Annotated in this window: 18 protein-coding genes and 1 pseudogene; 8 read left to right on the top strand and 11 right to left on the bottom strand. The window is 56.2% G+C overall.

What is annotated here, in order from left to right; translation table 11 throughout:
* The 8 genes and pseudogenes from A3730_RS10030 to A3730_RS10065 all read right to left on the bottom strand — a co-directional run.
* Window positions 1-439: pseudogene (locus A3730_RS10030) on the bottom strand (protein translocase subunit SecF); the annotation flags it as partial.
* A 7-nt stretch (window positions 440-446) separates the two neighbouring features.
* Window positions 447-2,327, bottom strand: coding sequence for a protein translocase subunit SecD (gene secD / locus A3730_RS10035; protein ID WP_063519870.1), 1,881 nt, complete (start codon window positions 2,325-2,327; stop codon window positions 447-449).
* Between the two features lie 160 nt (window positions 2,328-2,487).
* On the bottom strand, window positions 2,488-2,850 hold the full coding sequence (yajC, locus tag A3730_RS10040; RefSeq protein ID WP_155133407.1) for a preprotein translocase subunit YajC: 363 nt from the start codon (window positions 2,848-2,850) through the stop codon (window positions 2,488-2,490).
* A 23-nt stretch (window positions 2,851-2,873) separates the two neighbouring features.
* A complete protein-coding gene (gene tgt / locus A3730_RS10045; RefSeq protein ID WP_063519871.1) occupies window positions 2,874-3,986 on the bottom strand; it encodes a tRNA guanosine(34) transglycosylase Tgt in 1,113 nt (370 codons plus the stop codon).
* Between the two features lie 127 nt (window positions 3,987-4,113).
* The gene (queA, locus tag A3730_RS10050) at window positions 4,114-5,175 is read right to left on the bottom strand and encodes a tRNA preQ1(34) S-adenosylmethionine ribosyltransferase-isomerase QueA (protein ID WP_063520452.1); all 1,062 of its coding nucleotides are present in this window, start codon (window positions 5,173-5,175) and stop codon (window positions 4,114-4,116) included.
* Between the two features lie 141 nt (window positions 5,176-5,316).
* The gene (locus tag A3730_RS10055; RefSeq protein ID WP_063518852.1) at window positions 5,317-5,799 is read right to left on the bottom strand and encodes an RDD family protein; all 483 of its coding nucleotides are present in this window, start codon (window positions 5,797-5,799) and stop codon (window positions 5,317-5,319) included.
* Between the two features lie 292 nt (window positions 5,800-6,091).
* Window positions 6,092-6,397 carry a type II toxin-antitoxin system RelE/ParE family toxin gene (locus tag A3730_RS10060; protein WP_063520449.1) on the bottom strand — a complete coding sequence of 102 codons (306 nt, stop codon included), beginning with the start codon at window positions 6,395-6,397 and terminating at the stop codon, window positions 6,092-6,094.
* The gene (locus A3730_RS10065; RefSeq protein WP_063520450.1) at window positions 6,394-6,684 is read right to left on the bottom strand and encodes a CopG family ribbon-helix-helix protein; all 291 of its coding nucleotides are present in this window, start codon (window positions 6,682-6,684) and stop codon (window positions 6,394-6,396) included. Before A3730_RS10065 ends, A3730_RS10060 begins: the two co-directional genes overlap by 4 nt.
* A 204-nt stretch (window positions 6,685-6,888) precedes the next feature.
* Between A3730_RS10065 and A3730_RS10070 the strand changes: the two genes are divergently transcribed.
* From A3730_RS10070 to A3730_RS10095, 6 genes are all read left to right on the top strand, one after another.
* Window positions 6,889-7,221, top strand: a complete 333-nt coding sequence (locus A3730_RS10070) for a hypothetical protein (RefSeq protein WP_063520451.1) — start codon at window positions 6,889-6,891, stop codon at window positions 7,219-7,221.
* Window positions 7,222-7,291: 70 nt separating this feature from the next.
* The gene (gene radC, locus A3730_RS10075; RefSeq protein WP_063520869.1) at window positions 7,292-7,786 is read left to right on the top strand and encodes a DNA repair protein RadC; all 495 of its coding nucleotides are present in this window, start codon (window positions 7,292-7,294) and stop codon (window positions 7,784-7,786) included.
* 46 nt (window positions 7,787-7,832) lie between these two features.
* On the top strand, window positions 7,833-8,801 hold the full coding sequence (locus A3730_RS10080) for a DUF932 domain-containing protein (RefSeq protein ID WP_063520870.1): 969 nt from the start codon (window positions 7,833-7,835) through the stop codon (window positions 8,799-8,801).
* 66 nt (window positions 8,802-8,867) lie between these two features.
* Window positions 8,868-9,293 (top strand): hypothetical protein, encoded by a 426-nt coding sequence (locus A3730_RS10085; protein ID WP_063520871.1) that lies wholly within the window; start codon window positions 8,868-8,870, stop codon window positions 9,291-9,293.
* A gap of 91 nt (window positions 9,294-9,384) precedes the next feature.
* Complete coding sequence (locus A3730_RS10090) at window positions 9,385-10,392, top strand: YqaJ viral recombinase family protein (protein ID WP_063520872.1); 1,008 nt, start codon at window positions 9,385-9,387, stop codon at window positions 10,390-10,392.
* A 72-nt stretch (window positions 10,393-10,464) separates the two neighbouring features.
* Complete coding sequence (locus A3730_RS10095) at window positions 10,465-11,349, top strand: hypothetical protein (protein ID WP_063520873.1); 885 nt, start codon at window positions 10,465-10,467, stop codon at window positions 11,347-11,349.
* A 12-nt stretch (window positions 11,350-11,361) separates the two neighbouring features.
* Here the strand turns inward: A3730_RS10095 and A3730_RS10100 are convergent, their stop codons facing one another.
* A complete protein-coding gene (locus A3730_RS10100; RefSeq protein WP_063520874.1) occupies window positions 11,362-12,366 on the bottom strand; it encodes a YafY family protein in 1,005 nt (334 codons plus the stop codon).
* Between the two features lie 131 nt (window positions 12,367-12,497).
* Here A3730_RS10100 and A3730_RS10105 point away from each other — a divergent pair, with 131 nt between their 5' ends.
* Both A3730_RS10105 and A3730_RS10110 read left to right on the top strand, forming a co-directional pair.
* A complete protein-coding gene (locus A3730_RS10105) occupies window positions 12,498-12,725 on the top strand; it encodes a hypothetical protein (RefSeq protein ID WP_063520875.1) in 228 nt (75 codons plus the stop codon).
* 75 nt (window positions 12,726-12,800) lie between these two features.
* Window positions 12,801-13,538 carry a DUF4339 domain-containing protein gene (locus A3730_RS10110; protein ID WP_063520876.1) on the top strand — a complete coding sequence of 246 codons (738 nt, stop codon included), beginning with the start codon at window positions 12,801-12,803 and terminating at the stop codon, window positions 13,536-13,538.
* 49 nt (window positions 13,539-13,587) lie between these two features.
* On the opposite strand, the gene A3730_RS10115 is transcribed toward A3730_RS10110, so the two are convergent.
* On the bottom strand, window positions 13,588-15,291 hold the full coding sequence (locus A3730_RS10115; RefSeq protein WP_063538015.1) for a dynamin family protein: 1,704 nt from the start codon (window positions 15,289-15,291) through the stop codon (window positions 13,588-13,590).
* Window position 15,292: 1 nt separating this feature from the next.
* Window positions 15,293-15,505, bottom strand: a 213-nt coding sequence (locus tag A3730_RS31480; RefSeq protein WP_197477417.1) for a hypothetical protein, incomplete at its 5' end; no start/stop codon positions are given.

The following is a 15,505-nucleotide window of genomic DNA, read 5'->3' on the forward strand; positions in this document are numbered from 1 at the left end:
TCATAAGGCCAAGCGCCAGCAACATGGCGGTACCGGATTCGTCACGCAGTTCGTCACCAACCTGAGGGCCCACAAATTCCACTTTCAGCAGTTCCAGATCCGCATTGTGCTCTTTCAGCACATTGAAGACGTTGTGGCCCACCTTGTCCGCGTCCACGTCATCCTTTGGTGCGACCCGGATATTCACTTCCTTGGGGGAACCGTAGTGCTGTACCACGGCATCACCGAAACCTGCCTGCGCCAAATCTTCCCGTGCCTGAGACAGCTCCACATCCACCGGGCTTTTTACTACCACGGTAGTCCCCCCGGTGAAATCCAGCCCCAGGTTCAGGCCTCGGGTCAGCAACAGCGCCACGGAAATAATCACCAGCGCCAGCGACAGGATGCCCAGCGGTTTGCGGGCGGCCATAAAATTGATGTTCATGGGTGCTTTGCTCATAACCGCCTCAGATGCTCAGTTTGCTCGGGGCGCGGGCGCCTCGACCGTAAATCATTTCTGCCATGGCACGGGTGCCGATAATCGCCGTGAACATGGAGGTGAGGATGCCGATGAACAGCGTAACCGCGAAGCCCTGCACCGAACCGGTACCGGCTGCAAATAGAATCACCGCCACAATCAGGGTGGTAATGTTGGCATCAAGAATGGTGGTAAATGCACGAGCGTAACCCTCTTCGATAGCCTGGCGCGGACTGAGCCCCCGCCGCAAATCTTCACGAATACGCTCGAAGATCAGTACGTTGGCATCCACCGCCATCCCCACGGTCAGCACGATACCGGCGATCCCCGGCAAGGTCATGGTGGCACCGGGGATCAACGACATGACGCCGACAATAATCACCAGGTTACCCAACAGGGCCACGTTGGCAATCAGGCCAAACAGCTTGTACCAGATCATCATGAAGACCAGCACCAGCGACAGACCCAGCGCCATGGACTTGAGGCCGGCTTCGATGTTTTCCGCCCCCAGGCTCGGGCCCACGGTGCGCTCTTCCACGATGCTCACCGGCGCCGCCAGAGAACCCGCCCGCAGCAGCAATGCCAACTCGGAGGCTTCGGCGGGGTTATCCAGCCCGGTAATCCGGAAGCGGCTGCCCAAGGTGCTCTGGATGGTAGCCACATTGATCACATACTTGTCCGTGCTGCTGGTCATCTGATCAACGCTGTTGCCGTCCTCGTCGATCACCTTTTTCACGTCGGTCTTGGTTTCAATAAACAGCACGCCCATGGGGTTACCCACGTTCTTGCCGGTTACACGCTGCATGCGGCGGGCGCCATCGGAATCCAGTGTCACATTCACTTCCGGCTGACCGTTTTGCTGATCAAAACCCATCTTGGCATCGATCACCTGATCACCGGTGGCGATGCTGGATTTATTCAACGCGACGATACGGCCCTCTTGTCCCTTGAACGGGAAGAATTCCAGGCCGGGAGGCGCCATGCCGGAACGCAGGCGGGCAGAAGACACACTGTTGTCTACCAGGCGGAATTCCAGGGTCGCGGTGCGGCCCAGAATCCGGCGGGCAGTGGCCGCATCCTGAATCCCCGGCAGCTGCACCACGATGCGGTCTGCACCCTGGCGCTGCACGACGGCTTCCGCCACACCCAGTTCATTGACCCGCTTGTTCAGCGCGGTACGGTTCTGGTCCACGGCGTAATCCTGCATTTCCTTCAGGGCCGTTTCGTTCAGCGTCATGACAATTTTCGGGCTATCACCGGCCGGCTGCATGGCCAGCTTGTCCAGCGCCTGACGCAGCGGAGCACGGGCGGCGTCCGCAGCCACCTGGTCGGCAAAGGTGGCGGTCAGGGTAGTGCCATCCACAGACACCGCGCGATAACGCACCCCCGCATCACGCAGGGTCAGCTTGGCGGTACCTTCCCAGGCTTCCATGCGGCTCTTCACCACCGAATCCATATCCACCTGTAGCAGGAAGTGCACCCCGCCACGCAAATCCAGGCCCAGGTTCATGGGGCTGGCGCCGATCTCACGCAGCCACTGAGGCGTGGTGGCCGCCAGGTTCAAAGCCACCACGTAGTTATCGCCCAGTGTCGCCGCAGCGATGTCTTTGGCCCGCAGCTGCGCTTCGGTATCGCCCATACGCACCAGCAGTGAGTTCCCCACGATTTCGCCGTCACCATGGCTCAGGCCAGCATCATCCAGGGCGCCGAGCACTCGCTGCCTGGCCACATCAGACACCTCAGCACCCGCCTCGGAATGGCTGATCTGGATAGCGGGGGCATCCGGGTACAAATTAGGGAGCGCATAAAGGCCGCAAACAACGAGGGCAGCCAAAAGCAGGAAAAATTTCCAGCGTGGATAGCGGGTCATAGTTCTTTCCGGTAGTGCCGGTTTTTTAATAGTGCGACAGTGCGTGGAGCGCCGAAAAAAGGCGGCCGGCGTGCACGATTAATCAACCGCTCGATACATTGGGTTTTGCTGGCGTTACTGCAACAGCAAAAGCCCCGCTCAAGACGGGGCTGCTATTCTTCTAGATCGACTTGATGGTGCCTTTGGGCAGAGTGGCCTGGACGCTGCTTTTCTGCAGTTTGATTTCCAGGTTGTTGCTGATTTCCACCACCACAAAATCATCGGTGACTTTCGCCACCTTGCCCAGGATGCCACCGCTGGTGACCACTTCATCACCCTTGCTCAGGCTCTGGACCAGGTTTTTGTGTTCCTTGGCACGCTTCTGCTGCGGGCGAATCAGGAAGAAATAGAAAACCACCATCATCACGACCAGCATGATCAGCTCCACACCGCCCGGACCGGCAGGGGCAGCAGGGGCTGCAAACGCCGGAGAAACCATGGCAGTGGCCAACAGGGCCAGCAGGGAACGCATTGCGATGTTCATTGAATACTCCAATCGATAAATAGCTACAGAGCTGGCGTAGTCTGGCCACGCGCCGCATAGAAGTCGTCCACAAAGGCGGACAATGTACCCCCTTCAATGGCCCCCCGCAATCCAGCCATCAGCCGCTGATAGTAACGCAGGTTATGGATGGTATTGAGCTGGGAGCCCAGCATTTCGTTGCAGCGATCCAGGTGATGCAGATAGCTGCGGGAGAAATGCTGGCAGGTATAACAGTCACAATCCGCCTCCAGAGGAGCCAAATCATGACGGTGTCGGGCATTTCGGATTTTCACCACCCCTTCGGCGACGAACAGGTGGCCATTGCGGGCATTGCGGGTGGGCATAACGCAGTCGAACATATCCACTCCACGGCGCACCGCCTCAACGATGTCGTCCGGCTTGCCCACACCCATCAGGTAACGGGGGCGATCCTCCGGCATATGCGGGGTCAGATTGCCCAGGGTGCGCAACATTTCGTCCTGGGGCTCACCCACACTCAGGCCGCCCACGGCGTAGCCGTCAAAGCCGATATCTACCAGCCCGGCCAGGGATTCGCGGCGCAAATCGTCGTACATGCCGCCCTGAACGATGCCGAAACAGGCCGCATCATTGCCTTCGTGGGCGTCTTTTGAGCGTTTCGCCCAGCGCAGGGACAGTTCCATGGAATCGCGGGCCTGTTTCTCGGTGGCCGGAAACGGGGTGCATTCGTCAAAGATCATGCAGATATCGCTGCCCAGTGAGCGCTGCACCTGCATGGCCTTTTCCGGGCTCAACTCCACCTTGTCGCCATTGATGGGATTTTTGAACACCACCCCCTGCTCGGAAATCTTGCGCATATCGCCCAGGCTGAACACCTGAAAACCGCCAGAATCAGTCAGGATCGGCTTGTCCCACTGCATAAAGCCATGCAGGGACCCGTGGGCTTCGATGACCTCGGTACCCGGGCGCAACATCAGGTGAAAAGTATTCCCCAGACAGATCTCGGCACCGGTCTCGGCCAGATCCCTGGGCAACATGCTTTTTACCGTCCCGTAGGTCCCCACAGGCATGAACGCCGGCGTCTGGATGGTGCCCCGGGGAAACGTGATCTCACCACGGCGGGCGGCACCATCGGTGGCGTTGAGCTGGAAGGTCATTCGGGACATGAGAATTACTCGCCAAACGCCAAACGCAAGACGCCTGACGCTAAAAAATCAAAACCAACGGGACCATAAACGCTTGTAACAAAGCACATGGCGTTACGCTTCCTCCGAACCAAAAGCATCAGGCATCGAGCCTCCGGCTTCCGGCTTCCGGCATCCCCTCAATAAACATGGCATCGCCGTAGCTGAAAAAACGGTACTGGGCCTCAATCGCCGCCTGGTAGGCGTTCATCACCCGATCACGACCCGCAAAGGCACTGATCAACATCAGCAGCGTCGATTTGGGCAGGTGGAAGTTGGTCACCAGGGCATCCACCAGCCGGAACCGGTAACCCGGATAGATAAAGATATCCGTCTCGCCCTGCCCGGTTTGCAAACCTCCGGACTGGCTGGCCGCTTCCAGCGCCCGCAGCGCGGTGGTTCCAACCGCCACCACCCGGCCGCCCCGGGCATGGGCCTGGGCCACTTGCTCAACCAGGGAATCGGGGATCTGGTAACGCTCACTGTGCATGTGATGGTCTTCCACCTTGTCCACGCGCACCGGCTGGAACGTCCCTGCTCCTACATGGAGGGTGACAAAACCGATATCAACCCCGTGCTGCTCCAGGGCCGCCAGCATCGCATCGTCAAAATGCAGGCCGGCGGTCGGGGCCGCCACAGCGCCGGGTTCGCGGGCATAGACCGTCTGGTAGCGCTCCATATCGCCATCCTCATCCGGACGGTCGATATACGGCGGTAACGGCACATGACCGATTTTCTCCAGTGCCGCCAGCAGCGTGTCGCAGCCTTGGCCCGGTAGCGAGAACTGCAAAATGAACAGGGCGTCACGACGCCCCGTCACCTGGGCACGAATGCCCTCATCAAATTCCAGCCAAGTTCCCGGCTTGGGTGATTTGGAGGCGCGCACATGGGCGAGAGCCTCGTGGTCATCCACCACCCGTTCGATCAACACTTCAACCTTGCCACCGCTTTCCTTCTGGCCAAACAACCGGGCAGGAATCACGCGGGTATCGTTGAAGATCAACAGATCGCCGGGGTGCACATGGGCAAGCAGATCAGGAAACTGCTGATGCAGCAGCGCATCGCGGGTAAGCGCCAACAGGCGCGCATCACGGCGCTCAGCAGGCGGATGGCGGGCAATCAACCCGTCGGGGAGCTCAAAATCAAAATCGTCGACGTTCACGTACTGTACCGGCACGGAAGTTCAAGGGAGAGCAAGGATACCCGGCAGCGAAAGCAGGATCAAAAGCTGTTTCTCCACAGAGAGCACAGAGGGACAGAGAAAACCCTGCTTTTCCCTCAGTGAACCCTGTGCTCTCTGTGGTCAATCCGTTTTCTTGCCTTTTGCCTGTTTCGGCAGCTGAACGGTGGCCGTGGCGGACAGGCGATCGTGAAGCGTTTGATGCGGCGCGATCAGCACCACCAGATAGCCGGCCCCGAACAGGCCCCACGACACGCAGGCACCCAGAAAGCGAGCCAGGGTCTGCCAGAGCTTAACCGGCCCACCGCGATAGTCCCGCACCTGCAACCGCCAGGCACGCATGCCAAGGGTCTGGCCGCCACGCATCCAGAACCAGGCATAGAACAACCAGGTTTCCACCAGCAGCAGCGGCAGCAGAATCCCCTTCAGGTAGTCCGGCGCAGCGCGGGTGACGCCATTAATATCTTCCATCGGCAACCCGGTTTTGGGATAGACCAGCACGAAGATACCCGTAGTCACAAACCACAAGGCGAGCACCAGAAAGCCATCATAGACCAGCGCCATCAAGCGCTTAAGCAAACCGGCGGGCGGGGCATATTCGGTCATGACACTCTCCTGGACAGACGAGTTTGAGCTATCGAGAGCCCGGAGACGCCCGACATAAAAAAGCCCGCTGGAAGCGGGCTCTTTTATTGTTTGGTACAGAGGCCGGACTCAAATACAGCCCCAACCATCTGATTTACAACACAATAAAAAAGCACAAAAGGGTGTTGGCCACACTGTTGGCCCCAGTAAAAATGGCCTAAAAATGGGACCCGAACCCCTTGCGGGCGGCAGTATAGCGCAGGCTTCCAAGACAAGTCATTGGGCGACAAGAAACCATGGGGTCATTCCGACCTCAGTCTGGCGCCCCATCTTTATCTGACATCGGCTTGGGCCATAGCCTGGCCGTATGCACCAATGTAAGCACCCAGACTGCCTCCTGATAAACCTCATAGACCAGCCGATAATGTTCATGGGGGAACAGCTCCCGCGTGCCAGGCACCACCCCCTCTCTCCCCATCTCGGGGTGGTCTGCCAGCAATCTTGCCGCCTCCGAGAACCGCACATCCAAGTCCCCTGCCGCAACCGGATTATTCGCCGCGATATACTCCCAGATTGCAAGACGGTCTTTCTGGGCCTGAGTGGTCCAGATCACCCTCATGCGCCAGCCTTACCGTCACCCACCGCAGCAGCCCTGCGTGCCGCAAACTCAGCCTCCACCTCGTCGTTGGGGCTCCCCTCACCAGCCAGCATCTCAGCCCGACCGGCTTCCACCTTACCCCTCAGAAAATCCTGATATTCCTGCTCCTGCCGCTTCCGCGAAATGTAACCACGCATCAATTCACGCACGATTTGCGAAGCCGGCCGATGCTCCGCTTCTGCCACAGCAATAAATTCAGCCCGGAGTTCAGACTCCAGCTTCATTGTGAAAACCGCTTCTTTACTCATGGCCGACCTCACGACAAGATACTAACAACGTATATACCTCGTTAGTATCTCAGCTCTGAATGCCAATATAAAGCCCCTGCCGAAAGTATGAGCACGGCTCCAACCCCTAACTGGCGGCCCACGATTCCAGATTTTTTCAGGCATATATCACCTCTATGAAGCCAGGAAGGAATGGCCTTCTTGGCCCCATCTCATGGAGGTTTCATGATCATTCAATGTCCGTCCTGCCGGTCCATCCGCGTTGTCGCCCTGCAGAATGGCCGCAAGGTAGGTGGCTCTGTCGGCACGGTTGCCGGTGCCGCCAGTGGAATCACCATGGCCACTAACGGGGCTCGTGTCGGTGCGACTGTCGGCCTGGCTTTCGGTCCTGCCGGATCTGCCATCGGCGGTATCGCCGGTGCAGTGCTTGGTGGACTGGCGGGAGGTGTGGCCGGCGGTGAAGCGGGTGCGGCGCTGGGCGCCAAGCTCGACGACACCTATCTCGACAACCTGGAATGCCTGGATTGCGGACACAGCTTTCGCCTCGATGCCGAGTAACCCCGGCTCCCTTACCTCTCTCTTGAAGCCCGCCCTGTGCGGGCTTCTTTATGCCCCTTTGGAGGCCTGAATGGATATCCCCACTTTCGTAAAGAACGAGCAGGGCCTGTACCACGTACAAGGCTGCGTCAAACCCGAGGAGATTGTCAGTACGGCGGCCACCATCCTGCTGGATGACCTGACGAGCCGGGAGGCGCTAACTGCGCCCACCGATGTCGCACAGTTTCTACAGCTTGCTCTGGCCCAAGAGAAGAACGAAGTCTTCGCGGCCATCTTCCTCAACAACAAACACAAGGTGCTCAGTTTCGAGACCCTGTTCACCGGCACCATTGATGGCGCAGCGGTGTATCCCCGTGTGGTGGTGCAGCAGGCCCTGGCCTGCAATGCCGCTGCCGTGATCTTTGCCCACAACCACCCCTCCGGCTGCTGTGAGCCCTCACGGGCAGATCAGCAAATCACCAAGCGCCTGTCTGACGCCCTCGCGCTGATTGATGTGCGGGTACTCGACCACTTTGTGGTGTCCCGTTCCGAGTGGGTCAGCCTGGCTGAACGCGGCATGGTTTAACCCCTTCCTTTCTCATCACCCTCTCATTATTCATTGGAGATTCACCATGGCACATCTTGTCGAAAACATGGCCTATGTGGGCCGCACACCCTGGCACGGGCTGGGCAACCAGCTGGCCAACCAACAACCTCTGGAAGTCTGGATGCGCGAAGCCGGCATGGATTGGGAGATCCGTGAGACCCCGGTGCGCTTTATCAGTAGCGAGGCAGGCACTCTCGGGCAGATCTCATCCTTCCCGGATCAGAAAGTGCTGTTCCGCTCCGACAATCAGGAGCCCCTGTCAGTAGTGAGTAACCGCTTCAAGGTGGTTCAACCCCGTGAGGTACTGGAGTTCTACCGCGATCTCACTGAACAATCCGGCTTCGAGCTGGAGACTGCAGGGGTGCTTAAAGGGGGCCGCAAGCTGTGGGCGCTGGCCCGCACCGGGCAAACGGGTTCCTTGGCAGGCAATGACCAGACCAACGGCTATGTGCTGCTGGCCACTGCCTGTGACGGCACCCTTGCCACCACTGCCCAGTTCACCAGCATCCGGGTGGTGTGCAATAACACCCTGGCGGTAGCCCTCAATGGCGCCGGCCAGGCGGTGAAGGTCCGCCACAACACCACCTTCGATGCCCAAGCCGTCAAGAAGCAGCTGGGGATCTCCGTCTCCGCCTGGGATGACTTCATGTATCACTTGAAGGCCCTGAGCGAACGTCGGATCACCCGCAAGACCGCCGAGAGGGTCATGCGCTCGGTCTTCACCGATGTGAACTACTCATCGGGTGACATGCTGGTGAAGCCCAACGAACAGGCCATGAAGAAGGCCATGTCTCTTTATGACGGGGCCGGTCGCGGCGCGGAGTTGCCGTCTGCCAAGAGCACGGCCTATGGCTTGCTCAATGCAGTAACCGAGTTCGTGGACCACGAACGCCGCGCCCGCAGCACCGACAACCGGCTGGATTCCGCCTGGTTCGGCAAGGGCGCTCAGATCAAGCAACGCGCTCTGGAACAAACCTCACTGCTGGTCGCCTGATCCAGCCTGATCGCTTACATCTCCCCCTTCTCTCTACACCCTCTTAAAAGAAACCTGGAGAACACCATGAACCTGAAATGGCTCTACCGCCTGTTGGCGGTATGGGACTGCCGCCCTATGCCTGCTGAATTATCAGCGGTGTGGGGCGCGTTCCTGCATGAAGGCCTGATGTGCCACCCCGGCGATCCTCGCCGGCCCCGCCGGATACTGGAAGCCTGGGACAGTGGCTGTATCGAGCTGATCATCGCGTCCTGTGAATACCTGGACCCGCTCTGGCAAACGGTCTCCCACATCTGGTATCAGCCCCGTGGCCGCCCCGGCATCTTCGAGTACGAAGTGGTCAGCGAGCTAGGCGAGTGGCTGGGTGAGCAACTGCTCACTACCGGGCAGCTGCCCAGCAACAAGCAGGCTGAGCGTTATATCGAAGCGCTGGTGAATGACTTCTTCGAGATGGGCGATGAGTCGCCCTCGTCGTCAGGGCGCGCCGCATGATGTCATTTAGACATCACTCACATTCACCTCTCATTCCTTACCCCCAGCCCCGGCCACTGTGCCGGGGCTTTTCTTTATCTGGAGCCATCTTATGGCACAACCGAAAAGTACCTCACCCGGCCAGCGCCCTGCCCTGCGCCTGGTGTCCACCAAACGCATGAACCGCGAAGACTGGCTGAAGATCCGCAAGCAGGGGATCGGTGCCAGTGATGCCGCTGCGGCGGTAGGTATCAGCCCGTACCAGTCCCCTCTGGAACTGTGGATGATCAAGACCGGACGGGATGGTCTGCTACCCGCCCCTGATCCCGATGACATTCAATCCCCCCTGTACTGGGGCACCCTGCTGGAGCCGAAGGTGGCCGAGGCTTACGCCAAGATCACCGGCAACAAGGTTCGGCGCGTCAATGCCGTGCTGCAGCACCCCGATGACGACAAGCCCTGGATGCTCGCCAACCTGGATTACGCTGTCGTCGGTAATAACGATGTGCAGATACTCGAATGCAAGACCACGGGACAATACGGGGCCAAGCTCTGGGCAGACGGGGTTCCCGAGTACATCCAGTGTCAGGTGCAGCATCAGCTGGCGGTTACCGGCAAGCAGGCTGCCGATGTGGCCGTGCTTATCTGTGGGCAGGAGTTGCAGATTCATCGCATCGAGCGGGATGAGGCGCTGATCGCGCACCTGTACGAGCTGGAGCGAGAGTTCTGGCAACTGGTTGAAGCGGACACCCCACCGGACCCGGATGGCTCCGACTCTGCCGGGAACGCCCTGCAAGCACTCTACCCTCAGGACAAAGGGGAAACTGTGGATCTCACGGATAACCCGGCCATGGAAGGCGACTTCAATGAGCTGCTGGATCTGCGTGACACCCTGGGCCGACTGACCGCGCGGGAATCCACCCTCAAGCAACGCATCCAGCAAACCATGGGGCTAGCCAGCAAGGCCACCCTCACCGAGGGCTCTGTGACCTGGAAGCGCAGCAAGGACTCCACCGGCCTGGATACCAAGGCACTGCTTCGGGACCAACCGGAACTACTCCAGCAATACCCCAAGCACAAGGCGGGCAGTCGCCGCTTCCTGGTGCGCCCCAATCCCTAACCCAAACCTCAAGCGGCATAACAGCCGGGCCAAGCCCGGCTGCATGTCCGTGTCTGCTATCAGGAGAATCCCATGATCAAAGGACTCGCGATTACCCCACCCGTGATCGGCCGCATCAGTATTGGCCGTGTAGTGGAGAAGAACGGCAAGCGTCTGCCGGAGAAAGACGATCAATTCACCATCACCACCCAGATCCAGACTAAAGAAGGCTGGCTACCTCACCCGCTCGATGAGGCCCTGCGCAAGAAAACCCAGAGCAGCAAGCTGCGTAGCATTCCCATCGCCCTGCCCTTCAATGACCCAGACCTGAACCTGCGGGCCGAGTACACCTTCTTCGAGCGCAAGAGCGGCAGACCGCTGTGTGCCGGTGATGGGGAAGCTTGCCGACGTCATACCGACAAGGGCCTGGAATCCTTGCCCTGCCCGTCACCGGATTTGTGTGACTATGGCAGCCATGGGCTGTGCAAACCCTATGGTCGGCTGTACGTCCAAATTGGCGATGATGATGAGCTGGGCTGCTTTGTGTTCCGCACCACCGGCTACAACAGCATTCGCACCCTGGCCGCACGACTGCGCTACTTCCACGCCATCAGTGGCGGCAACCTGTCTACCCTGCCCCTGGAGCTGAAGCTACGCGGCAAGAGCACCACCCAAAGCCACCGGACGCCGATCTACTACGTGGATCTGACGCTGAGGGCCGATCAGTCCATGAAAGAGGCTGTCATCCATGCCAGGGAAGAAGCCCAGGCTCAGGCGAATCTGGGAATCAATCAGGCCGAATTAGACAAGGTTGCTCAGGCAGGCCTGATGAATGCGCAGTTCGAATATTCAGAGGATGAGGGGCTTCAGGTTACGGAGGAGTTTTATCGCAATGAGGCCAACCAGGACCCCAGTGCCTCAAAGCAGTCAACCAGCCTGAAAGAGGCCCTTTCGGCAAAAGTGAGCGGGGGCGAATAACCCCCGCCTCAACTACCGATAGCGCAGCACCGCCGCTTCCAGCTCAGCCTCTATCTCGTCACGGAGTGATGCCGGGGCAAGCACGGCGACCTTGGCACCAAAGCCGAGGATCCACCATTTCAGTTCTTCCGTATGCTCAACATCTACCGTCATTTTAATAACCCCCTCGTCATACTTAGCCAGTTTTTGGCTCTGATTGAGCGGGGTTTCGTAAAGGTGGTCCCCCGCCTGATCGTAAAATAGAAGCTCAAGAGAAATACGCTCTCCGTAAGGGAGATTCATATTGCCATTACGCAGGTAGCTATTGAGATCAAATGCCCGCATGCCCTGCACCGGGTCATCCAAAATTTCGACCCGACTCAAACGGTGGAGAGCAAGGTGACGATAGTTATCATAACCCTCGAAACGGGCGATCAAATAACGAACAGCGCCTCGATCCACTAAAGCCAAAGGGTGAACGCGTTTGGGGCTTTTCCTGTCCTTGTACCAGATATCCATCTGCCGGTTGCGATAAAGCGCGCCATAGACAGCATCCACAATCCCTGCAGGAACCGATGCTTGCTGCAAGGAGAAGCCCCGAGGCACATAGGCAACCTTGTCTTTCCAGCTACGCCCTCCTGTCGGCTTGTGCTTTTTGAACCAAGCGTCCACCGCATCAAATATAGGAGCGAGCTTCTGCAAGGCATCACGAGGCATCAACGGTTGTAAATAGCGCTCAACCAGAAACCAGGTCGCCGCCATTTTCTCGTCCATGGCGGGGATGGACAAATATTGATCCGAGCAGATGCTCCAGCCATAAGGACGAGCTCTATCGTCACACTCAATCAAGTAACCGAACTGCGATTCCAGCAGTAGGTTTAAATCCCTTTCGACAGTGCGCTTATCACACACATACCCCTCGCTTTGTAGCACCTGCTGAAGTTCTTTGGCTTCCATCCTTCTTGGCGCTACCGGAAGCGCATGCAGCAATGCCAGCAAGCGAAATGACTTGTTATCGACAGCAGCGTCAGCGGCCATACGTTTCTATCCCCTTTCTCATTCTTATTACCCAGTCTCAGCAACCCTGCGACACCTAGTGTCGCGCAACACTTCTAACCTTTAACTCTCTGGCACTCATGCCAAGTCGATAAATCAAAAAGGAGAATGCCATGAAATACCTTCTCACTCTGTTTGCATCAGCCACCCTGCTAACCGCCTGTGCAGGGGAGGAGAAACCCGCACACCTTCTACTCTGCGTAGACAGAGACTGCTATCACGCCGATGGCGGCTATATCGGTGATCAACAAACCGTCGTCAGCAAAATTCAAAAACGCAACGAGAAAGATGTGGAAACCCTTTTCCAGTGCGGCTTCCCCAATCAACCGGAATGCAACTGATACCCCTCCATTAACAGCATGACCCGGCGTACTTGGGGACGCCGGCATCACTATGTCAACAATAAGGAATAGACCATGACAGAAGAAACCATGAACTGGTACTACGCTAACAGCGGCAAACAAATCGGCCCTGTCAGCTTTGACGAAATCTCCGCCCTGGTTAGTAACGGCTCCGTTAAACCTGACACCAAGGTCTGGAGTGGCCAGGGTGACTGGCAAGCCGCAGAAAACACCGCCCTATCCAGCCTGTTCGTCCAACAGCAGGCAGACAGCAATACACCACCCCCTCTGGCCGGCACAGATGTCGATAACAAATACATCTGGGCTGTCGTCGCTGTCCCCATTATCGGCTGCCTCATCGAGATCATGGTTGGCACAGAGCTGATCTGGCTCTACATACTGGCCAACATTGCACTCTGCTCCCTGGATGAACGGAAGCTGAAAGCCGCCGGCCACCAATCACCAACCTCCTGGATGATCTTTATTGTTCCTGTTTATCTGTGGAAACGCGCCAGCCTGTTGAAACAAAAGAGCTACTACTTCTGGGGCTGGATTGCGGCATTCATTCTGTCACTTGGAATCAGCGTAGGAGCCAATGAAGTTGTTGTTACTGATACGGCCTGTGCCATCGTTACCGACATCATCCGTGAGCAATACTACAGCGACGAAAAGTGCAAAGCGGTGACCATCAACGAAGAAGTCCGCACCGGCTTTTACACCGCCAACGCTATTCTTGATACGGGTGAGCAGATATTCATCACTATTGAGGAAGTGGGCACCGATGAGATATCGGTTGTGATTCCCGAGCAGTGAAGAGCACAGCACCCTGGTGAAACACCAGGGTGCTAATGCTTACTGGAAGCTACGCAAGAAGCCTCAAAAAAGCAGACCGAGTAGACACCAAGTCTTCCAGATCGCGTTCAGATTGCTTAGTCCCATAATCCAGTCGAAGAGAACTTATCTGATCTCTTACTTTTTCAACTAAACTCAATTCTTGATCAGGATTATCTTTATCAAGAATAACTTGATGGTCCTCTTTGTCGGCAGAGCCGACCTTACTCTTATCACTGTTCTTCAGGCCATGAAATGCTGATAATTGATACATCCACCCTGACACCGGTGTTTCTCTAAAATCAGAATCGCGTGACCCTCCATTATTCTCGTCCATGTATTTATTGATATTAAAATCAACAATGTCATCTTCTTCAAAGGCACCCAACTCCAGAAGATTTAGCTCAAGGGCTTTAACAAGAGCTCTTTTTTTCTTTCTATTGTCAATATCTTCTTTCAATGCCTGTTCGTAGGAAGAAAGCACCGCTTCAATTTTATCCATAACATGCTTTGTTGATGAACGAGGCCTGTCCCATTCATCGAGGACCTCAAAAAGAGGTCGTTTACGAAAAGCAAGCTCACCCCCGTACTCGCTGCTATAAGCACAAAGCCCTTCATAGGGAATGCCTGCCATTTCCAGCTCGTCTGCCACCTGATCCAACACATCATCCAGGGTTGACTCAGGGCGAAGATCTGCCTTATTCAACACCACATAAAGAGGGGTATTGTTTTCGGCCAAATCCCAAAGATGCTCTAAGTCATCACGTGGAATTGTGCCGCTGGAATCGAGACCGATCATCCATATCAAAGATTGAGCCTGATTCAAATACTCATCAGATGCAGATCTATCGCCACCAGTTGAACCACCACGCTCACCGGGGTTATAGCCTGGCAGGTCAATAAAGGCCAAATTACGGCATGACTCCATGGGAACTTCAAGTGAAATAAAAGGCAACAAATCTCGAAGATTAAAACCAAACTCTTCAACAAATTTGTGTGATAAACGGGAATAAATATGCTGGGGTATTTCAAAGCACCCACCCCCGGATGGGTAACCGCTAACTACTGGCTTGTCCGCATGAAAAACGTAGGTGGGAATGGCTGTCACAGGCTCAATCCCAATAGGGAGACTGACATCATCACTCAAGAAAAGGCTGGTTATAAATGAAGACTTTCCGCTACTAAAACCACCCGCCACAGCTACCACAGTTCGCTCTGAGAACGAGCTAAGCGACTCCGAGAGTCGAAACTCATCATCCGCCGATCTTATTCTCATCATCTGCTCTGCCTCATTCGTCACTACTGCAACCCGATTAATAAGCGGCAAGAGCTGATGATCAACCAAGCGGCGAAATTCCAAATAGCGATCAGACAAAGACGTCATAGGAGAAGTGGCAGAGCAAACCAGATTGTAGCGACTCTGTAACTCAGCCATGGATCCCGCCATAACTTTAAGCTCGCCTTCAATATCCTTGCACCTCTGAGAGGCTTTCTCGTACTCTCTCTTGAACGTGGCACCAGACGACAAAGCCGACCTTAGTTCCTTACTCTTTTCTTCACCATACTTAATCGACCTTTCAATACTTTCCTTTTGGTCAGAAACAATGCGAACAGACTCTTCATAATGAGAAAACAACTCATTATAGTTAGCGCGAAGCTGCCTAATTGATCGGCTAAAAAAGGAAAGAAAATTCTCAACACCATCAACGCCTAAATATTGATCCTTCAATGACATCTTAAATGCCTTCTATATCAGCTTTCATCCGAGACATTTTCTCCAGTGTCAGCTCTTTATTTTCAATCATAGTCTTCAACTTTTCTGTCTCACCTAGCAAGTCAGCAAGAAGTTCCTTGCCAACATTTCTGCTTTTCATGGTCGCGATTGAGCGACGCACTGTATCAATAAAACTCCCCCCCGCCCTTTCCAGATCGGAGGCATAGCTATGGGC

It is taken from the genome of Alcanivorax sp. HI0044 (assembly GCF_001634945.1).